General features: G+C 61.5%; 22 protein-coding genes. 10 read left to right on the top strand and 12 right to left on the bottom strand.

The annotated features are described in order from the left end of the window. The first annotated feature begins 149 nt into the window (after positions 1-149). Complete coding sequence (locus HFC70_RS17260) at positions 150-1,835, top strand: glycosyl transferase (protein ID WP_168474513.1); 1,686 nt, start codon at positions 150-152, stop codon at positions 1,833-1,835. Between the two features lie 212 nt (positions 1,836-2,047). After that, positions 2,048-4,255 carry an exopolysaccharide transport family protein gene (locus HFC70_RS17265; protein WP_168474514.1) on the top strand — a complete coding sequence of 736 codons (2,208 nt, stop codon included), beginning with the start codon at positions 2,048-2,050 and terminating at the stop codon, positions 4,253-4,255. Between the two features lie 7 nt (positions 4,256-4,262). Here the strand turns inward: HFC70_RS17265 and HFC70_RS17270 are convergent, their stop codons facing one another. Both HFC70_RS17270 and HFC70_RS17275 read right to left on the bottom strand, forming a co-directional pair. Next, positions 4,263-5,522 carry a GNAT family N-acetyltransferase gene (locus HFC70_RS17270; protein WP_168474556.1) on the bottom strand — a complete coding sequence of 420 codons (1,260 nt, stop codon included), beginning with the start codon at positions 5,520-5,522 and terminating at the stop codon, positions 4,263-4,265. Positions 5,523-5,691: 169 nt separating this feature from the next. Continuing rightward, entirely contained in the window at positions 5,692-5,901 is a 210-nt protein-coding gene (locus HFC70_RS17275; protein WP_168474515.1) for a DUF2842 domain-containing protein, read from the bottom strand. 127 nt (positions 5,902-6,028) lie between these two features. Here HFC70_RS17275 and HFC70_RS17280 point away from each other — a divergent pair, with 127 nt between their 5' ends. After that, positions 6,029-7,132: a COX15/CtaA family protein gene (locus HFC70_RS17280; RefSeq protein WP_168474516.1), complete on the top strand. Its 1,104-nt coding sequence runs from the start codon at positions 6,029-6,031 to the stop codon at positions 7,130-7,132. 3 nt (positions 7,133-7,135) lie between these two features. Here the strand turns inward: HFC70_RS17280 and HFC70_RS17285 are convergent, their stop codons facing one another. The 6 genes from HFC70_RS17285 to HFC70_RS17310 form a co-directional block, all read right to left on the bottom strand. Next, complete coding sequence (locus HFC70_RS17285; protein WP_168474517.1) at positions 7,136-7,966, bottom strand: class III extradiol ring-cleavage dioxygenase; 831 nt, start codon at positions 7,964-7,966, stop codon at positions 7,136-7,138. Positions 7,967-8,127: 161 nt separating this feature from the next. Next, a complete protein-coding gene (argC, locus tag HFC70_RS17290) occupies positions 8,128-9,060 on the bottom strand; it encodes an N-acetyl-gamma-glutamyl-phosphate reductase (RefSeq protein WP_168474518.1) in 933 nt (310 codons plus the stop codon). Positions 9,061-9,121: 61 nt separating this feature from the next. Next, positions 9,122-10,084 carry an agmatinase gene (gene speB, locus HFC70_RS17295; RefSeq protein ID WP_168474519.1) on the bottom strand — a complete coding sequence of 321 codons (963 nt, stop codon included), beginning with the start codon at positions 10,082-10,084 and terminating at the stop codon, positions 9,122-9,124. 194 nt (positions 10,085-10,278) lie between these two features. Beyond that, positions 10,279-10,749 (bottom strand): 30S ribosomal protein S9, encoded by a 471-nt coding sequence (gene rpsI, locus HFC70_RS17300; RefSeq protein WP_168474520.1) that lies wholly within the window; start codon positions 10,747-10,749, stop codon positions 10,279-10,281. A gap of 2 nt (positions 10,750-10,751) precedes the next feature. Further along, positions 10,752-11,216: a 50S ribosomal protein L13 gene (rplM, locus tag HFC70_RS17305; RefSeq protein ID WP_168474521.1), complete on the bottom strand. Its 465-nt coding sequence runs from the start codon at positions 11,214-11,216 to the stop codon at positions 10,752-10,754. 268 nt (positions 11,217-11,484) lie between these two features. After that, entirely contained in the window at positions 11,485-11,922 is a 438-nt protein-coding gene (locus HFC70_RS17310) for a PaaI family thioesterase (protein WP_168474522.1), read from the bottom strand. Between the two features lie 91 nt (positions 11,923-12,013). On the opposite strand from HFC70_RS17310, the gene HFC70_RS17315 reads away from it, so the two are divergent. The 3 genes from HFC70_RS17315 (at position 12,014) to HFC70_RS17325 (ending at position 14,012) form a co-directional block, all read left to right on the top strand. After that, positions 12,014-12,838: an enoyl-CoA hydratase gene (locus HFC70_RS17315; RefSeq protein ID WP_168474523.1), complete on the top strand. Its 825-nt coding sequence runs from the start codon at positions 12,014-12,016 to the stop codon at positions 12,836-12,838. Positions 12,839-12,998: 160 nt separating this feature from the next. Further along, positions 12,999-13,430, top strand: coding sequence for a VOC family protein (locus HFC70_RS17320; RefSeq protein WP_168474524.1), 432 nt, complete (start codon positions 12,999-13,001; stop codon positions 13,428-13,430). Positions 13,431-13,547: 117 nt separating this feature from the next. Continuing rightward, a complete protein-coding gene (locus HFC70_RS17325; protein ID WP_168474525.1) occupies positions 13,548-14,012 on the top strand; it encodes a CoA-binding protein in 465 nt (154 codons plus the stop codon). Between the two features lie 9 nt (positions 14,013-14,021). Here the strand turns inward: HFC70_RS17325 and HFC70_RS17330 are convergent, their stop codons facing one another. Then, positions 14,022-14,354: a hypothetical protein gene (locus HFC70_RS17330; RefSeq protein ID WP_168474526.1), complete on the bottom strand. Its 333-nt coding sequence runs from the start codon at positions 14,352-14,354 to the stop codon at positions 14,022-14,024. A gap of 361 nt (positions 14,355-14,715) precedes the next feature. Between HFC70_RS17330 and HFC70_RS17335 the strand changes: the two genes are divergently transcribed. Further along, positions 14,716-15,147 (top strand): CoA-binding protein, encoded by a 432-nt coding sequence (locus HFC70_RS17335; protein WP_168474527.1) that lies wholly within the window; start codon positions 14,716-14,718, stop codon positions 15,145-15,147. Between the two features lie 24 nt (positions 15,148-15,171). Here the strand turns inward: HFC70_RS17335 and HFC70_RS17340 are convergent, their stop codons facing one another. Continuing rightward, on the bottom strand, positions 15,172-15,600 hold the full coding sequence (locus HFC70_RS17340; protein ID WP_168474528.1) for a DUF6455 family protein: 429 nt from the start codon (positions 15,598-15,600) through the stop codon (positions 15,172-15,174). Between the two features lie 169 nt (positions 15,601-15,769). On the opposite strand from HFC70_RS17340, the gene HFC70_RS17345 reads away from it, so the two are divergent. Together HFC70_RS17345 and HFC70_RS17350 are read left to right on the top strand one after the other, a co-directional pair. Further along, a complete protein-coding gene (locus HFC70_RS17345) occupies positions 15,770-17,053 on the top strand; it encodes an O-acetylhomoserine aminocarboxypropyltransferase (protein WP_168474529.1) in 1,284 nt (427 codons plus the stop codon). Positions 17,054-17,107: 54 nt separating this feature from the next. Then, on the top strand, positions 17,108-17,452 hold the full coding sequence (locus HFC70_RS17350) for a cupin domain-containing protein (RefSeq protein ID WP_168474530.1): 345 nt from the start codon (positions 17,108-17,110) through the stop codon (positions 17,450-17,452). A 3-nt stretch (positions 17,453-17,455) separates the two neighbouring features. Here HFC70_RS17350 and HFC70_RS17355 read toward each other — a convergent pair whose 3' ends face one another. Next, a complete protein-coding gene (locus HFC70_RS17355; RefSeq protein ID WP_168474531.1) occupies positions 17,456-17,926 on the bottom strand; it encodes a MarR family winged helix-turn-helix transcriptional regulator in 471 nt (156 codons plus the stop codon). A 160-nt stretch (positions 17,927-18,086) separates the two neighbouring features. Between HFC70_RS17355 and HFC70_RS17360 the strand changes: the two genes are divergently transcribed. Then, positions 18,087-18,890: an SDR family oxidoreductase gene (locus HFC70_RS17360; protein WP_168474532.1), complete on the top strand. Its 804-nt coding sequence runs from the start codon at positions 18,087-18,089 to the stop codon at positions 18,888-18,890. Here HFC70_RS17360 and HFC70_RS17365 read toward each other — a convergent pair. Then, complete coding sequence (locus HFC70_RS17365) at positions 18,887-20,140, bottom strand: cytochrome P450 (protein ID WP_168474533.1); 1,254 nt, start codon at positions 20,138-20,140, stop codon at positions 18,887-18,889. The two genes, HFC70_RS17360 and HFC70_RS17365, sit on opposite strands and share 4 nt — an antisense overlap. Between the last annotated feature and the right edge of the window lie 21 nt (positions 20,141-20,161).

Raw genomic sequence — 20,161 nt, forward strand, 5'->3', positions numbered from 1 at the left:
GGTTTTTCCTGATCTTTGACACAAAGCCTAAGAGGCGGATCACATCGGCGCTGTAGAGCCGTGACGCAAGCCACGTGCATCCTTGTTGTTTCATACTGCCATTTTAATGCACGCAATGATAGGTACTATTGATTTAGGGATAACTAATGATGAGCGTTTCCGCATTGGTTATGGAGAAGCAGAAATCCGGTGACTTCCTGGGGGTGGTCAAACTCCTGAAGCCTCTCGCCGACGAGGGCGACGGCCTTGATGCAGCCGCTTTGGTACGGCTGGCGCAGAGCTGCTACCGTATTGGCCACGTACAGGATGCTGCCTCGTACTATCACCGGGCAGCAGGCATGGCCGGTGCGCCTCGCCAACAACTGCTGGAACTCGCGTTCACGCTCTTCCGGCAAGCCAAGCACAAAGAACTGGCATTTGGCGCGGCACGCGACGTCCTCGAATACAATCCTGGCCATGAGGGCGCTGCGCGTTACTTCCGCCATCACGTTCACTATCGGCTCGATATGGAGGAGCTTGAGCGCTCGGATGGGGAAGCCCTGGAGAAAATCCGGGCCGGCGATGCGTTTCAGATCCGGACCGAGCTGCTGCTCGATCACATCGCCTGGTGCGGCGACGAAGCATTAAATGCTTTGATCCAGACCCAGAACGGCAAGACCTTCAGTCCGGAGGCGCGGGCACGGCGCCGCAGCCGGCCGCATCCTTTCGCCGACAAGATTCGGGTTGGCTATCTGTCGAACGATTGGTCGGACGAGCATGCAACCCTGAAGCTCCTGCAGCGTGTGCTGGAGCTTCATGACGAAAACACATTCGAGATCACTTTGTTCTGCTACACCGAGGACAATTTGGTTGCCACCGATCGGGTGTTCAGGGAGCGATTTGGCGACAAAATCGTCAGGATCGGCCATCTGCCGACGGAAGACGCGGCGCAATTGATCAAAGCGCGCAGTATCGACATCCTTGTCGATTTGAAGGGGCATACCAACAAGTCGTGGATCGATCTTGTCAATGCCGGCCCTGCGCCCGTGCAGGTGGCGTATTTGGGCTATCCCGGATCGGGTGTCGGCATCGACTGCGACTACATTACCTGCGACCGTATCGTTTGCCCGGAGACAAGGGCGCCCTTTTTCCATGAAAAGTTCTGCTGGCTACCAGATAGCTATCAGCCGAACGACGACAGCAACCGTGCTTTGCCCCCTGCACCGAGCAGAAGCCAACTCGGTCTGCCGGACGAGGCGACCGTACTCGTCTCCGCCAACAATGTACGCAAGATCTCGCCGGAAACCTTCCGTCTCTGGATGGCAGTCCTTGCCCGCGCACCCCGTACCGTCCTGTGGATGGTATGCAACGATCCCGTGGCCAGAGGCAATTTCAGCAGGGCTGTTGCAAATGCCGGCATCGCTCCGGAACGCATCATCTACGCGAACTCCGCAGGCTATCCGGCCCACATCGCACGTTTGCGGGCAGCGGACATCGGGCTCGATACGTTCCCCTGCAACGGCCATACCACGACGTCTGACAAGCTCTGGGCCGGCCTGCCTGTCGTGACCAAGAAGGGCAGCAATTTTTCGTCGAGAGTTTCGGAAAGCCTGTTGCGGGCCATGCAACTGCCGGAGTTGGTTGCCGAAAATGGGGATCGCTATGTGGATCTCTGCGTTGAACTCGCGTCCGATGCCGAAAGGCTGCGCGCACTCAAAACGCGCATTGAATCCGGCAGGACGACCGCCGCGCTGTTCGACAGCAGGCGATACACGCGCAACCTGGAGAGAGCATTTCAGATGATCCATGAGCGTGCCAAGAATGGGCTGGAGCCGGCGCACCTGGCTGTCGAATGAGGCCAGTTGACAGTCGTTGATCGCTGGATGGACCGCGGACTGAAGCTGGATACGGTTGCCATAGGCGAACATCCGGCAGCTCTGTGCTTGCTTGACGGAAGACCCATTGGTCGTTTCCCACGGATCTTCCGAACAACATGTCAATGCGCCTTAACGCTTGGGTTACCATGTTGCTTTACTTTCTGGGCCAATAAGTACCAGGAGTAACGGTCATGTCGGGTTCAGGCAGCAGCAATCAACAGGACGTGGATATCGATCTTAGCCAACTCATGCGTGCCATCTGGCAGCGCAAGGGCCGTATCCTCGTGGTGACTGCCGTGGCTGCCGGGCTCGCCTTTGCCGGCGCCAGCATGATTTCGCCGAGCTACAAGAGCGAAACCCGCATCCTGATCGAAGCTCGCGCCGCCAGTTACGCCGCCGAGCAGACGCGGCTGACCGGTTCCGAGCCGGTGCTCGACGAGCTGAACATCGTCAGCCAGGTGCAATTGCTGCGCTCGGTCGATCTTATCAAACAGGTCGCCCGCGATCTGAAACTCTATGATCTGGAAGAGTTCGACCCCGATACCAATCCCTCGGCGCTGTCCGACATCATGGTCCTGCTCGGCCTGAAGAAAAGCCCGCTCGATCTGGCGCCCGAAGAGCGGGTGTTGAAGGCCTTCCAGGAAAAGCTGCAGGTCTACCAGGTCGAAAAGTCGCGCGTCATCGGCATCGAGTTTACCTCCAAGGACCCGAAACTGGCCGCGGCCATCCCCAATGCCATGGTCAAGGTCTACCTGTCGCTGCAGAGCGGCGCCAAGCTCGACAGCAATTCCGAAGCGGCCCGCTGGCTGGAGCCGGAAATCGCCAATCTGCGCGAGAAGGTGAGGGAGGCCGAGCAGAAGATCGCCGATTACCGATCCTCGTCCGATCTGCTGCGCACCAGCGAAACGTCCACCTTCGCCAATCAGCAGCTGAACGACATTTCGGTCGAACTGGCCCGTGTGCGCGGCGAGCGGGCCAATGCCGAGGCCAAGGCCGAGAATGTCAAGGCAGCGCTTGAAGCCGGCAAGCCGACCGATACGCTGGACGCCGTCATATCTTCACAGGCGATCCAGCAGCTCAAGCAATCGGAATCGGCTATCCGCTCGCAGATCTCCGATCTGTCCACCAGCCTACTCGACGGCCATCCGCGGCTCAAAGCCCTGCGCTCGCAGCTGAGCGGCATCCGCGAACAGATCGCCGGCGAAACCCGCAAGATCGTCGCAAGCCTCGAAAGCGAAGCCAATGTCTCGCGCATCCGCGAACGCCAGCTCGTTCAGCAGCTGAATGCCGTCAAGGCCGACTCGGCCCGTGCCGGCGAGGACGAGGTCGGCCTGAAGGCGCTGGAACGTGAGGCCGTCGCCCAGCGCCAGCTGCTGGAGACCTATCTTGCCCGCTACCGGGAAGCCAGCACCCGCCTCGACAAGGGCTCCAGCCCGGCCGATGCCCGCATCATTTCCCAGGCATCCGAGCCGTCCGAGCCGAGCTTCCCCAAGGTCCTGCCGATCACCATCGTTGCGGCCGTCGCCGCCTTCATTCTCTGTGCCGTGGCGATCATGCTTGCCGAACTGTTCAGCGGCCGTGCCTTGCGCCCGGTCAACGCTTCAGCCATCGGCAACCCGGTCGATGACGAACCGGAATACGCTGTGACCACGCCGGTCGCCGATGCACATGTTCAGAAACCCTTAGCGCCGCGCCCGGCAACCGGCGCCCTTCCGGCAAGCCTGCTGACCGCGGCGGCCGATCCGGCACCCATGCCGGATATGGACACAACTGCCGATGTGCAGGAGACCAACGCACCGCACGACGAGTTCTCCGTCGCATCGGTTGCGTCCTATCTGGCCGAGGCCAACGTCGCCATCGCCATCAGCATCTCGCCGTCCGGCGATGATGGCTCGACGGCGACCGTCATGCTGGCCCGCGAGATTGCTGAATCCGGCCGTACGGTCGTGCTGATCGACATGACCGGCTCGGCCTGCCCGACGCGGCTGATGGCCGCCCATCGCGATCTTCCCGGCATTACCGATCTCTTATGCGGCGAGGCGGCATTCTCGGATACCATCCATCCCGACCGGCTGTCGGATGCGCATGTCATCCCGCAGGGCAATTGCGATATCCGCGCCGCCATGCGCGGCGTCGACCGTCTGTCGATGATCGCCGATGCCCTGTCGGATGCCTATGATCTGGTGCTGATCGAATGTGGTCCGGCCAATGCCGAGAGCGTGTCGCGCCTCAGCCGCAACGGTGCCCACGAGATCATTCTCTCGGCGCCGAACCCGGACAAGGCGCAGCTTGCCGAGATCATGGCGACCTTCGAGAGCGTGGGGTATGCCGATCTCGTTTTGATGTCGGAACGTCCGCCTGAGCCGCGTGCCGCCCGCAAGGGCCGCAGCGCCGCTTGAACGAAGGCTAGTCGTCGGTTCCCGTCGCAAGGGTCGGGTCTTCGTCGGCATGGGCGCGCAGCCGCTGGATCAGCGCATAGAGCTGCGGATTGCCCTTGATGACCGCCTTGGTGCGGGTCACGCCGCGCTGGGCAATGGCGGCCAGCCGGCCCGGAGCGCTGATCGGCAGGAGAACGTCGTGCTGGACGGTTTCAACCGTGCACCAGCGGCGCTTGTAATCCTGATCGCCAACCCCGAAATCGAAGATGGCAGCACCGTCCAGGCTGGCCTGCTCGATCACCAGCCAGAACAGGAATTCGCCGGGGCTGGCTTCGGGCACCAACTCCTCGTCGATCGAGCCGAACTGGCAGATCACATGGTCGCCCTTGCGCGACAGGCCGGCGATCGCGGCAATCTTGCCCTCATGCTCACCCTTCAGGCGCAGCGCATGCAGTTGCAGGGGCACGTCGACGCCACCGCTGTCGCGCTCAAGGAGCAGGCGGAAGAAGGCCTGGGTTTCCGGCGGATGAAAGACGTTCGGCAGACCAAGAGCCTTGAAGCGGACCGCCTTTTGATAGAAGAACCGTTCGATCAGAGTCGACTTTTCCTTGTCGGTGCTGGCCACGATATGCTCATAGCCGCCGACCGCTTCCAGCTTGCGCTGCTGGTTGCGAAACTTCTTGCGCCGCCGTTTGGCGTTCAGCTGGGCAATGGTGCGATTGAAATCCGGATAGAGCGGCAGCTGAAAGGCATGGTTCTGGTGTTCGAGTACTGGCAGCGCCGAGAACGGGTGCTTGTCGCCCCGCCATTCCAGGGGAATATTCTGCAGGCTGACGAGATCGGCCTGGCCTTGAAGGGCTTTTGTCACCCGTTCGACGAAATCCTGCGGCGAGGGTTGCAGGCCCTGCGCCCGGAATTTCTCGCTGAACAGGCCGGTATTGATATTGGCGAAGCGCGCGCCGATGAACTGCGCGACGCGGATCATGTTGGTGCGGACGACTTCCATGGGCAGGATGAAGCAGGTTTCCCCGTCCTGGCGACCGCGAAGGATCGCCAGCGGATGGCCATGGGTCTTCACCCAGGCCGCACACCAGTCATAGCTTTGGTGCAGCGAATTGAGATTGTCGGCGTCGAGCCGCCGCCATTCGCTCTCCAGAGGCTCCATCTGGCGAAACAGTTCTAACTGCATGGGGGCCACCGCCTGTCTTGCCGTCGGCGCGGCCACGTCGAGGCGCTCGACCGCCGAAGCGGCCGGCATCATGTGAACATCCGAAATCGTCGTCTGCATCTGCACAGGGGTGTCTCCGGTCGGCAGCCTATGCAGTCACAATAGAAGTGTTTTTCGTAAATAGGGTTTATAGCGACCGGCGGACGCAGTTTTTCCGCCAAGTTCGGTTATCAGTTCGTAAAGCCGGATTACCGTGTCGCAAGACTTGCCGGCCAGGCTTGACGATCGTCTATTTCCGAACCGGGCCGGCCATCCATTTGATGATCAGCATGGCCGGCAGGATCCAGATTAGGCCGGACAGCAGGAAGTAGAGGAAGTGCACCCACCATGGCGACGTCGCAAGCGTGGCTGCAGCGATCGTCGTCGCCAGAAGCGCGTAGAGGATCACGAGGCAAATGATCAGGATCGTGCCGATGAATTTGCGCAGTCTGACGGGCATAGCAGGTCTTTCGTTTCGTGCATGCCGTCTTCAGCCATGGAGCAACGCGACCCCATGCCGCAAACGGCCGGGGCTTGTTTTGCACCGGCAAGTGTAGCAAATCAACAGCCATGAAAAGGGAATGTCCATGACGACCGTAGATGCTGCTGTTGAAATATCGGTCCTGAGGCGGATCGAGCGCCAGACGAACAACCGCCGGGCCATCCGCATCTGGCTGGGCGTGGTGCTGGCCGTGCTCTTCTGTCTGGTCCTGGTCGGCGGCGCGACGCGGCTGACCGATTCCGGCCTGTCGATCACCGAATGGAAGCCTATCCACGGTGTCGTGCCGCCGCTGTCTGCTTCGGAATGGGACGAAGAGTTCAAGCTCTACCAGCGCATTCCCGAATACGAGCAGATCAACAAGGGCATGACGGTCGACGAATTCAAGACCATCTTCTGGTGGGAATGGGCCCATCGCCTGCTGGCGCGCAGCATCGGCCTGGTCTTTGCGCTGCCGCTTGCCTTCTTCTGGGCCACCGGCCGCATCGAAAGACGGTTGAAGCTGCCACTGTTGGGCATTCTGGCGCTGGGCGGCTTTCAGGGTTTCATCGGCTGGTGGATGGTGTCCTCGGGCCTTTCGGCGCGCGTCGATGTTAGCCAGTACCGCCTTGCCACCCATCTGGTCATTGCCTGTCTGATCTTTGCCGCCTGCACATGGGTAATGCGCGGCCTTTCCCAACACAGTGGCGACCCCGCACCGACGGCGAGCTCGAAGACCTGGGCCATGGTGTTGGCCTTGATGGTGCTGTTCCAGATTTATCTGGGTGCCCTGGTGGCAGGCCTTGATGCCGGCCTGTCCTACAATACCTGGCCGCTGATGGATGGCGCGCTGGTGCCGGGCGATCTCTTCGTGCAGAGCCCCGGCTGGATCAACCTGTTCGAGAACCCGAAGACAGTGCAGTTTGTGCACCGCCTCGGCGCCTATATGCTTTTCGCGACCGCGATCTGGCATATGCTGGCATCGCTCAAAGCCGCGCCGCACTCGACCCATGCCCGCCGCACCGTGGTGCTGTTTGCCCTGATCACCGTGCAGGCGATCCTCGGTATCACCACGCTGCTGACGCAGGTGCATCTGCACGTCGCGCTGGCGCATCAGGGCATGGCGCTGATCGTGCTTGGTTTTGCCATTGCCCATTGGCGCGGCTTCATCGGCGAATATCCGCCCGAAACCGCCATTGAGGTCCAGAGCTGACGTTCAGCCGAACCGGTAGCCGGAATAGGGCTTGCCAAGATAATCGGTGGTGAAGATCCGCCGGCCCTGATCGGCACCGGCAGCACCCGCCGCCACGAACAGCGGCACGAGGTGATCGTGGTCCGGCACATGGCAGGCAAGCGCATCGGGGTTCTTGTCCCAGGATGACAGCAGCGCCGCACGTTCATCCGCATCCGGTGCCTCGACGGCACCCGCCAGCCAGTCGTCGAAACGAACGGCCTCAGCGGCATGCCCGGCATCGGCTTTACGGAACATCGGCATGTTGTGATAGGTCATGCCGGAGGCGACGATCAGCACGTCCTCGTCGCGCAGCGGCTCCAGCGCCCGGCCGATCGCCAGATGGCTTTCGGCATCCAGCGTACTCTTCAGCGACATCATGACGATCGGCACATCCGCATCGGGATAGATCAACATGAAGGGAATGAACACGCCGTGGTCGAAGCCGCGGGTCGCATCCTGTGCGCTCTCGATGCCGGCTGCCGCCAGCAACGCCCGGGCACGGGCGGCGACATCAGGATCGCCCTTGGCCGGATAGGACAGCTCATAGGTGTGCGGCGGAAAATTGTAGTAATCGTAGAGCATGCCGGGCTGCTCCGCCGTGCTCAGCGTTGGCACCGGTTCCTTTTCCCAATGGCCGGAGACGACCAGCACGGCCTTCGGCCGGCGGCCGATCTCGCCATCCAGTCCTTTCAGAAACGCGCCGAGATCGTCCCACGGACCCTTTCCCTCGTCCGACTTCGGAAAATCCATGAACGGCCATGGGCCACCGCCGTGCGGAATGAAGATGACGGGAAAACGGCTGCGGTCGCTCATCGGAATGCCTCATTGGTTGTTGCCTTCGATATAGCAACCCAATGAGGCCATGACGATCCGTGGTTCAGGAAACGAAGTGTTCGACAAGCGGAGACCGGAGCCCTGCCGATCGGCAATGTCGGGGATAGGAGGCCGGGGCAGGGCGCCCCGGCGGCGATGCATCAGGCCGACAGCATCAGATCCATGTTCTGGACCGCAGCACCGGAGGCACCCTTGCCGAGATTGTCGAGTACGGCCACCAGATTGACATGAGCGCCGCCCGGCGTGCCGAACACATGGAGCTCCATCGTGTCCTGGCCCACCAGTTCCTCGGCATCGATGCGACTGAGCGCGCGGCTCTCCTCGAGCTGCACGACCGTGACGATGTCCTGGCCGGCATAATGGGCGACGAGGGCGGCATGAATGGCGTCGATCGTCGCTCCCTCATTCAGGTCGTCGAGGAACAGCGGCAGTTGCACGATCATGCCCTGGGCGAAGCGGCCGACCGACGGCGAAAACAGCGGCGCGCGGTCGAGCAGGCCGTGCACCGTCATCTCCGGCACATGCTTGTGCTTGAGCGGCAGGCCGTAGAGGAAATTGTTGGCCTTGATGGCGTCGGGATGGTTTGCATCCTCCATCTGCGCGATCATCTGCTTGCCGCCGCCGGTATAGCCGGAGACCGCATTGACGGTGACCGGATAGCCGTCGGGAAGAAGGCCTGCTGCACGCAGCGGCCGGATCAGGCCGATGGCGCCGGTCGGGTAGCAGCCCGGATTGGCAACGAACCGCGCGGCGCGGATCTTGTCGGCCTGCGCCGCGTCCATCTCGGCAAAGCCATAGGCCCAGTTCGGATCGACGCGATAGGCGGTCGACGTATCGATGATCCGCACATTGTTGTTGCCGGCAACCATGGTCACGGCCTCGCGCGACGCCTCGTCCGGCAGGCAGAGAATGGCGATATCGGCGCCATTCAGCATGTCTTCGCGAAGCGCTGCGTTGCGCCGTTCCGCTTCCGGGATCGACAGCAATTCGACATCGCGACGGCCGGCCATGCGGGTGCGGATCTGCAGTCCCGTGGTGCCGTGTTCGCCGTCGATGAAGATCTTCGCTGTCATTTTATCCTCGGATATCAGTTGGTTGGTTCCATTTGTGGAATCAGGTCGGTAAAGGCTTGAATCAATCTCTGAGCGCCAAGCGGGCCAGCCGCTCGGCGTGCAGGCCCAGCATATACATTGCCACCGTCGCTCCGGCAATGGCGGTGATATCGGCATGGTCATAGGCCGGCGCCACTTCCACCACATCGGCGCCGCGAATGTCGAGCTGGTGCAAGCCGCGCAGCACCGACAGGATCTTGGCGCTCGACGGACCGCCGGCAACCGGCGTGCCGGTGCCCGGCGCAAAGGCCGGGTCGAGGCAATCGATGTCGAAGGTGACATAGGTCGGCAGGCCGCCGGTATGGCTGACGATCAGCGAGGCGATATCGCCGGCGCGCATGTCCTCGACCTCATGGCCGTAGACGAGGCGGATGCCGCAATCTTCCGGCGCATGGGTGCGGATGCCGATCTGGATCGAACGGTCAGGATCGATCAGCCCGTCGCGCACGGCGCGACCGACGAACGAGCCGTGGTCGATGCGCTTGGCGTCATCGAACCAGGTATCCTGATGCGCATCGAACTGCACCAGCGCCAGCGGGCCATGCTTGGCGGCATGCGCCTTCAGGAGCGGCCAGGTGATGAAATGGTCGCCGCCGAGCGTCAGCAGGAAGTCGACGCTCTTCAGGATCTTGGCGGCTTCCTTTTCGATGGTGGCCGGCGTCTTCCAGTGATTGCCGTAGTCGAGCAGGCAGTCGCCGTAGTCGATCGTCGCCATGCCGGCAAAGAGATCTCGGTGGAAGGGATATTGCGGGTCGTTGTCGAAAATGGCGGAAGCGCGGCGGATCGCCTGCGGCCCGAAACGGGCGCCGGGACGGTTGGACGTGGCGGCGTCGAAGGGGATGCCCCAGACGGCGGCGTCGACGCCTTTCAGCACCTTGGTATATTTGCGCCGCATGAAGGACAGCGTGCCGGCATAGGTCGGGTCGGTGGCGGCAGAGGTGAGGTCCGTTGCGGTAAAAGCGTGGTCGATGGTCTTCTTGGCCATGGGATGAATATCTCCTTTCGGCGGAAGGCAGCCCGCATTTTCAGGTCGCGGCGGATATTACGAGCCGATCCGACAATTGCCAGCGCTTTTTTGCTGCGTTGCGGCAGATAGTTCCCCGGCTATGCGGAAGGCGCCACAACGAAAAAAGGCGGAGCCGAAGCCCCGCCTTTTCCAAGTCCGTGTACCGGAAGCGATTAACGCTTCGAGAACTGGAACGAACGACGGGCCTTGGCCTTGCCGTACTTCTTACGTTCGACAACGCGGCTGTCGCGGGTCAGGAAGCCACCCTTCTTGAGCACGCCACGCAGGCCGGGCTCGAAATAGGTCAGCGCCTTGGAGATGCCGTGACGAACGGCACCGGCCTGGCCGGAAAGACCGCCACCGGTGACGGTTGCGACCACGTCGAACTGGCCTTCGCGGGCAGCGGCAACGATCGGCTGCTTCAGGATCATCTGCAGAACCGGGCGTGCGAAGTAGACCGGGAATTCGCGGCCATTGACCGTGATCTTGCCGGTGCCGGGCTTGACCCAGACGCGGGCAACGGCGTTCTTGCGCTTGCCGGTCGCATAGGAGCGACCCTGGGCATCGACCTTGCGGACGTGCACCGGAGCGGAAGGCGTTTCCTGGGTCGTGCCGAGGTCCTTCAGGGAAGAGAGATCAGCCATGATCAGGCGCTCCTTACGTTCTTGCTGTTCAGCGATGCCACGTCGAGAGCGACCGGCTGCTGTGCTTCATGGGGATGGTTCGAGCCGGCGTATACGCGCAGGTTCTTCATCTGACGACGGCCGAGAGGACCACGCGGGATCATGCGCTCGATAGCCTTTTCAACGACGCGTTCCGGGAAACGGCCTTCGATGATCTGGCGAGCGGTGCGCTCCTTGATGCCACCCGGATAACCGGTGTGCCAGTAGTACTTCTTGTCGGAGTACTTCTTGCCGGTCAGAACGACCTTCTCGGCATTGATGATGATGACATTGTCGCCATCGTCAACGTGGGGGGTATAGGTTGCTTTGTGCTTGCCGCGCAGGCGGTTTGCAACGAGGGTGGCGAGGCGACCGACAACGAGCCCTTCGGCGTCGATGATGATCCACTTCTTCTCCACCTCAGCAGGCTTCTGAACGAAGGTAGACATATCAGTTTCTTTCCTTATGTCCCCGATTGCGAAAGAGCCGCATGGGGCGTTTCTTGTTGCTTGTTTTTGGCCTGTCTCGCGACGCCAAAAAAGAAAGCGGTCCGAAAGGGCCGCCAACTCCGGGCTTTATAGTTTCGTCGCGGAAAACGGTCAAGAGACGTGTTTTGTGAGGACGTTAAAATAATAAAGCAAAAACAACGGCTTGATTGTGTGGTAAAATAATACCGCAAAAATCATCGGGGCAGCGGATGTTTGCAGGGCTCACGAGTCACATGGGCGGAATGGAATAGGTGGCGGTGACCTGCGCCACGGCCTTGGCCGGATCACCCTGGTGCAGCAGCGCATCGACGACGGCGAGCCGCTTGCCGAGCTTCAGAATCCGGCAATCGCAGTCGATGGCGGACTGTTTCGGCAGGCGCAGGAAGTTGATGGCGAGATTGGTGGTCACCACCATGGAAACCGGGCCGATCTGGGCCAAGATCGTTACCCAGCAGGCAACGTCGGCCAGCGTGAACATCGCCGGTCCCGAAATCGTGCCGCCGGGACGCAAGTGCCGCTCGTCCGGTTCAAGCCGCATGGTTGCGCAATCCGGACCGATTCTGCTGACCGTGAACTGCCGGCCATCGGTGTGAAGCTGGGGAAATTCGGTCTCCAGGAAGCGGTGAATATCCTCGGCCGTCATCCTCAGTGCCCTGCTGTCCGGCATGCCGATATCCCTTCCATCCGTGTCCGCACTGGCGCTGGACGCGCCTTTCGTGGCACAGATACAGCAAAATCATCGAGAGAGGAGATAGACCATGGCCGAAGTCGTATCGTTTCACAAGGAAACGCCTGCAGCGCCATTGGTGCGCGAAGAGCAGACCGGCGGTGTGTTGCGGCTGACGCTCGACAATCCGCCGGCCAACGCCCTGTCGGTGGCAATGATGACCGCGCTGGATGCAGCGCTCGACCGGGCGGCAGCCAATGCCGAGGTGCGGGTCATCATTCTGGCGGCGTCCGGCAAGCTGTTTTCCGCCGGCCACGACCTCAAGGAACTGACCGCCCATCGTGCCGATGCGGACCGCGGCCGTCAGTTCTTCGAGATGACCATGCGGCTCTGCGCCGATCTGATGTTGAAGATCACCCATCTGACCAAGCCCGTCATCGCCGAGATCGACGGATTGGCGACGGCTGCCGGCTGCCAGTTGGTGGCCTCCTGCGATCTGGCGATCTGCACCGACACGGCAACCTTCTGCACGCCGGGTGTCAATATCGGCCTGTTCTGCTCGACGCCGATGGTCGCCGTCAGCCGTGCGGCCCATCGCAAGCAGGCGATGGAAATGCTCCTGACGGGCGAGACGATCGACGCCTCCACCGCCAAGGATTTCGGCCTCGTCAACCGCATTGTGCCGAAACAGTATCTGGCACAGGTGGTCAACAAATATGCCGCCGTCATCGCCTCCAAGTCGCCGCTCACCCTCAAGATCGGCAAGGAAGCGTTCTACCGCCAGATCGATATGTCGCTCGAGGAGGCCTATCGCTATGCGGCGGGCGTCATGGTCGAGAACATGCTGGCGCGCGACGCACAGGAGGGCATCGGCGCCTTTCTGGAAAAGCGCATGCCGGAATGGTCGGGCGAGTGAGCGAGCGAATGCATATCGGCGATCGGTTCGCCTACCGGCATCTGCCTTTATATGATTGTTGTCGTCAACAATTGCAACCTTGAGACGCATCTAATGTGTTAAGAACATAAATAGAATAAAAAGAGAACGCATTACGATTTATTGGCTTTTGGAGGCCTGCATGTCCCTGGACCGCCGCATTTCGTTGATTACCCTTGGCGTTGCTGATGTTGCACTTGCCACAGCCTTTTACGAAAGGCTGGGTTTTCGCAAATCGTCGGCCTCGCAGGACGGCGTCACATTCATCCAGTTGAAGGGCACCGTGCTGGCGCTTTTCGGACGCGAGGCGCTGGCTCAAGATGCCGGTGTGGAGAACACGCCGCCGGGCTTCTCCGGCGTGACGCTGGCGCACAACGTGTCGAGTCCGACCGGGGTCGATGCGGTGATCAAGTTTGCCGTGTCCTGTGGCGCGACATTGGTCAAGAAGCCGGAAAAAGTGTTCTGGGGCGGTTATTCCGGCTATTTCGCCGATCCGGATGGCCATCTCTGGGAAGTCGCCCACAATCCGTTCTTCCCGATGGACGAGTATGGCCATATCGTCTTGCCGGACTGATCGGGCCTTTCGGCCGTGGCGCCGAAGCAATTGATTAAGATATTCGGAATAGAGTTGACCTTGGGGATTTCGAGGAGCGGGAAATACTGAGGACCGGCAATGGCCGGGGAGGTTTCCATGGACCACGACAACTACTCTACCGACTACATTCGCGATATCCTGGCCTCGGCGAAAACCATCGCCGTTGTCGGCGCTTCGGCACGCGACGACAGGCCCAGTCATTGGGTGATCGGCTTCCTGCTCGGCAAGGGATATCATGTCTATCCGGTGAACCCGGCCCATGCCGGCGACAAGATCGAAGGCCAGACCGTCTACGCCCATCTGAGCGACATTCCGGATCCGATCGATCTCGTCGACGTCTTTCGCCGCAGCGAGGCTTTTGCCGGTGTCATCGACGAAGTGCTTGCCCTGAAGACAAAGCCCGCCGCGATCTGGGGACAACTGGGCGTTCGTGATGACGAAGCGGCGTCCCGTGCCGAAAGCGCCGGCATCAAGGTGGTGATGAACCGCGCGCTGGTTTCGGACTATCCGCTGGTCTACCGGGCCAGCCATCCAGCTACCAAGCGGGCCGGCACGGCTTGAGCCCGCCAGTCAGAGCGAATGGTTCGGAATGAAAAGCCGATTGTTGAGATTCGATATTGGTTCGCACGCCAACACCGGACAGCGAGGATTGTTCTTGGTCGGAACGTAGTTCCACTCGGCATATTCGCCGGGATCGCAATGCCGGCTGTTCCTGACATAGCGATCGTAGAGCGTCATGCCCGCCACGTTCTTCGAGGGATAGCGCAGGATCACTGCGCCTTCGCTGCGGATCGTCTGGCGTGCACCTTCGCATGTCATGCCGGTCACATTGTAGCGGCTGATGGCGTGGGCAGGAACCGACAGCAGCAGAATGCTGAGGCAAGCGGTTGCAGCGACCTTCATGGCATGTCTCCTCGGTGCAATTTGGCGGAATGCGCCCAGTATCGTGTCCCACAATGGCTTTGTCGAGGCGTCAAGCCGTGTGCAAGACCGTTGATCGTTGTTATTGTATGCGTAGGACAGGCTGGTTGTTCGGGGGACATATCAACAGCGGATTGATCAACAGCGGATTGTATGTCTGCAAAGCTGCGGCTGGCGCCAGCAGTGATGCGATCAGACTGGCCTCGCACGCCTTTTTCTGGGGTGCATTCCCTTCTTTTGGCTTTATTGTTCTTGTCTAATGGCCTGATTTCCACGGGCCCAGCGGAGCATGCGGAGAACATCTCCGCGGACCGGGACTGAAGTGAAGCTGAACGAGGCGACCGTGAACCACGATAGTTACGACAATGCTTATATAACCGATATCCTGCACCAGACGAAGACCATTGCGCTGACGGGCGCATCGCCCAATCCGGCCCGGCCGAGCTTCGGGGTCATGCGCTTCCTGCTGTCCAAGGGGTACCGGGTCATTCCGGTCAATCCCGGCCAGGCCGGCAAGGACATCCTCGGCCAGAAGGTCTATGCACGGCTTGCCGACATTCCCGAGCCGGTGGATATGGTCGATGTGTTCAGGGCTGCCGAATATCTCGACGACGTGGTGGAGGAGGCGCTCGCCATGCAGCCGCGGCCCAAGGTGATCTGGGGCCAATTGTCGGTGCGCGACGATGATGCCGCAGCCAAAGCCGAAGCGGCCGGGCTGAAAGTGGTCATGGACCGTTGCCCGGCCATCGAATATCCCAGACTGATCATTGGTTGACCAATCGGCTTGATCTGCTGACGGTCAGTCCGCCAGCATGTCGGGCGAGGCGCGAAAGCTGCTGAGGTCATCGGCATTGGCGCAGTAGTCGTTGAAATGCTGGGCGGCAGTGCCGGCCTTGAGGTCCCGGCGGCATTCGTCCTTCGACGTGCAGTTGGAACAGTCGATCTGCATGGCGCGGAACTGCTCGCGATAATGCGTCTCGACTTCCATCGGATCGATACCGAGCGCCCGCATCATGGCCGGCATTTCGTCGGCGGCATGCGGGCCAGCCTTGGCAAGGGCGATCAACTGGTCGGGCTGAATGCCGCAATCATGGGCGATCTCGCGGATGGTCTCGTCGTCGAGCGACGCGATCATGTCCGCTTCGCTGGCGCGCTCCCAGCCCTTGGCCACCCAGTCGAAAATGCGGAAAACGGCACTGCGTGCCGCGTCATTGGTTGCGATATTCATAGCCGACCCTCCGTCAATGGCAGACAGTGTCCGCCCGGCATGGCGTGAACGCATTGATTTCGATCAAATGTGACGAAACACCATTTTGGCTGCCGGCCAAACTTTGCGATTTAAATCGCCCCGCCGCTCGCTATGATCGCGCCGTAAAAGCAGCAATAGGGAGGTTTCCATGTCCAGCAACAATCCGGGCTTTGCCACGCTTGCCGTGCATGCCGGCGCGCAGCCCGATCCGACCACGGGCGCACGCATCACGCCGATCTACCAGACGACGGCCTATGTCTTCCAGGATTCAGACCATGCCGCCGCCCTGTTCGGGCTGAAGCAGTTCGGCAATATCTACACGCGCATCATGAATCCCACCCAGGCGGTTCTGGAAGAACGGGTGGCAGCCCTTGAAGGCGGCACGGCAGCGCTTGCCGTCGCCTCGGGCCATGCCGCCCAGATGCTGGTGTTTCATACCATCATGCAGCCGGGCGACAATTTCGTCGCGGCCCGCAAGCTCTATGGCGGCTCGATCAACCAGTTCGGCCACGCCTTCAAGAATTTCGGCTGGCAGGTGCGCTGGGCGGATCCCGCCGATCCCGAAAGCTTCGCCGCTGAGATCGACGACAAAACCCGCGGCATCTTCATCGAGAGCCTTGCCAATCCGGGCGGCACCTTCGTCGATATCGCCGCCATTGCGGCCGTTGCCCGCAAGCATGGCCTGCCGCTGATCGTCGACAACACCATGGCCAGCCCCTACCTGATCCGTCCGCTCGAGCATGGCGCCGATATCGTCGTGCATTCGCTGACCAAGTTCCTTGGCGGCCACGGCAATTCCATGGGCGGCATCATCGTCGATGGCGGCACGTTCGACTGGTCCAAATCCGGCAACTATCCGATGCTGTCTTCGCCGCGGCCGGAATATGGCGGCGTCGTGCTGCACCAGACCTTCGGCAATTTCGCCTTCGCCATCGCCTGCCGGGTGCTCGGCCTGCGCGATCTGGGGCCGGCCATCGCGCCGATGAACGCCTTCCTGATCCTGACCGGCATCGAGACGCTGCCGCTGCGCATGCAGCGCCATTGCGACAACGCCATGAAGGTGGCGACCTGGCTGTCGAAGCACGACAAGATCGCCTGGGTCAATTATGCCGGCCTCGACAGCGATCCGAACCATGCCCTGCAGACCCGCTATTCGCCCAAGGGGGCGGGTTCCGTCTTCACCTTCGGCATCAAGGGCGGGCTTGAGGCCGGCAAGGCCCTGGTTGGCGGACTGACGCTGTTCTCCCATCTGGCCAATATCGGCGACACCCGCTCGCTGATCATCCACCCGGCCTCCACCACCCATGCGCAACTGACCGAGGAACAGCAGATCGCCGCCGGCGCCGGCCCCGATGTCGTTCGCCTGTCGATCGGCATCGAGGATCCGGAAGACATCATCGGCGATCTGGAACAGTCACTGGCCCGGATCTGACCCAAACCCAACCGCGCCGTGTCCTGACCGGGATGCGGCGCGAAGGAGTTAAGCATGAGCAATAGCCTCGTCTTTGATCTGTCGAGCGTCGAGCCGGAGGAGGGCGCGCCTGCCGCCGACCGGCTGATCTCCGGCAATCCGCGCTTCACCACCTGGAACCTGGAAGAAGCCGCGGGCGGCCTTTATGCCGGCGTCTGGCAGGCAACGCCCGGCAAGTGGAGGATCGCCTATGACGAGTGGGAATATTTCTCCATTCTCGAAGGTCATTCCATCGTGACGGAAGAGGGCGGCGAGCCCGTGCATCTGAAAGCCGGCGACCGCATGATCCTCAGGCCCGGCTTCAAGGGAACATGGGAAGTGGTTGAAACGACTCGCAAGGATTACGTGATCCGGCTTTGACGATCACGCCTGATCTTCGAGGTCCGAAAAGGCCTTGGCGAAATCCGGTGAGGCGATGAGCGCCAGGGTGCGGCGCAGCTCTTCGGATTCCTCCTTGCCGAAGACTGCGTCGAAGCGCGTCTGCGCCACCCTCCAGTTCGCAACCATGTCGCTCTGGCGCTTGGCCCCGGCCGCCGTCAGCCGCACGCGCTTGGCGCGGCGATCCTTCAGGTCCGGCACCAGTTCCACCAGTCCGTCGCGGATCAACGGTTTCAGCGTGTGCCCGAGCGCCGAGAGATCCATCACCATCGCCTCGGCCAGCGCCTTCTGCGTCGGCTCGCCCGCATGGGCGATCTGCGACAGCAGCGAAAACTGCGTGCCCCTCAGCCCCGTCTCTCCCATCGCATCGTCGTAGAGCTGGCCAAGCTGGCGGGCCGCGCGCCGGACCGCGCTGCTGGTGCAGTGAAGCCAGATGGCATTGTCTGTGTCGTCCATGTCTTTCACCTTTTTTCTCGCCGCCCGGCGCCGGTCACCACCGGCTTAGTCGACCATCGGCGGCATCGCCAACAAAAATGTCGAGGCGGCTCTTGCGCTCTGAAATTCCCCGCATAAATATAGTGGTATATACCAGTAAAATCAAACCCAGGAGAAAATCATGACCTCGACCCTCGGAACTGCCCTTGTTACCGGCGCCTCATCCGGCATCGGCGCCGTCTATGCCGACCGCCTTGCAAGGCGCGGCTATGACCTCATCCTCGTTGCCCGCGATGTCGCGCGGCTGGAAAAGCTCGGCGAGAGGCTTGCCGGCGATTACGGGGTCAAGGCACAGGTTCTCCAGGCAGACCTCGGCGATCGGGCCGATGTGCGCAAGGTGGAGGAACGCCTGCGGCAGGATGCCGGCATCACGCTGTTTATCAACAATGCCGGCATCGGCCCGAAAGGCCCGCTTCTGAAGACTGATATCGACTACCTCGACCAGATGGTCGAGCTGAACGTGGTCGCGACGAACCGGCTCGCCATCGCCGCAGCACAGGCCTTCGTGCAGCGCGGATCCGGTGCCATCATCAACACGGCCTCGGTGGTCGCCCTTGTACCCCAGATCTTCAACGGCACCTACAGCGCCACCAAGTCTTTCGTCCTGACGCTGACCGAATCGCTGGCGACAGAACTCGCCGGAACGAGTGTGCGGATCCAGGCGGTGCTGCCCGGCCTGACCCGCACGGAAATCTTCGACCGCGTCGGCGGCTCGATCGACAATCTCGACCAGAACATGGTCATGGACGCCGGCGACTTGGTCGATGCGGCGCTGGCAGGTTTCGACCAGGGAGAACTGATCACCATCCCGTCGCTGGCGGACAAGGCCCTGTACGACGCCTACGAGACGGCCCGAGGCGCCATGGCGCCGCACCTCTCCCTGAACAAGCCGGCACCGCGATACGGTGTCAGGTCGGCGGCTTAGGCCCGGTCCCACTTGAGATCAAGCCGCTCCAGACCGTGGAAATGGTAGATGTCCTTGACCTTCGGCTCCGCCGCGAGCCTGAGACCCGGCAGTCGTTCGAACAGGATCGGCAGGGCAAGGTTCAGTTCCAGGCGGGCGAGCGGCGCGCCGATGCAGAAATGGATGCCGGCGCCGAAGGACAGGTTGGCCGCTTGCGCGCGGCCCGGCTGGAAGGTCAAGGGATCGGTGAACTTCTGCGGATCGAGATTGGCGGCGGCAAGGATCAGGCTCACCTTGTCGCCGCGCTTGAACGACACACCGTCGATCTCCGCCGGCTCCAGGCAATAGCGCTGGAAGATGTGCACGGGCGCGCAAATGCGCAGCGCCTCCTCGACGGTGCGCTCGGTCGCCTGCGGGTCGCGGAACATCTCGACGGGAGACAGGCCGCTTTCGAGAATGATCCGCACCGAATTGCCGATCTGGTGCACGGTCGCTTCATGCCCGGCATTGAGCAGCACGATGGTCGTCGAGACCAGCTCGTCTTCCGTCAGAAACTGGCCCTTGTGTTCGGTGTGGATCATATGGGTCAGCAGATCGTCGCGCGGCTCGGCGCGGCGCTTGGCGATCATGTCCCTGACATAGGCGGCAAATTCCAGCGCCGCCTGGTCGGCGGCGATCTCGTCGGCATGGCTGCGCTTGAACATATACATGCCGACATAGGCATGCGACCATTTCAACAGTTGCGGCCCCATCTCTTCCGGAATGCCGATCATCCGCGCGATCATCGTGACCGGGATGATCTCGGCAAACGAGGAGAGCAGCTCCGTCTCGCCGTCCGTCTCGAAGCGGTCGATCAGCCGATGCGTGAGGTCGGCGATTTCCGGCTTCATCTTCTCGACATGGCGGGACACGAAGGCGCGGTTGATCAGGGTGCGCAGCCGGGTATGCTCGGGCGGTTCGATTTCCAGCAGCGAATGGGCCTCCGCCGCATCGAAATGGCGGGTATGGGCCGCCGGCTCGGCCATATCAAGCTCTTCCCGGCTGGCGATATGCAGGATCTGCCGGCCGAAACGGCGATCACGCAGCAGCGCGTTGACATGGTCGTAGCCGGTGAAGAACCACTGTTTCTGCTCCTCCCAGTAAAAGGTCGGACACTGCGCATGGAGCGCGGCATAAACCCGGTTCGGATTGCTGAAGAAGGCCGGGTCGCGCCCATCGAGGCTGACGCGGCGGGTGGCGCTGTCGATCGTGAGAAAGGAAGGCATTGTCATGCGGGCGTTTTATCGCAATCC

The sequence above is a fragment of the Agrobacterium sp. a22-2 genome, from assembly GCF_012276985.1.
Taxonomy (GTDB): Bacteria; Pseudomonadota; Alphaproteobacteria; order Rhizobiales; family Rhizobiaceae; genus Allorhizobium.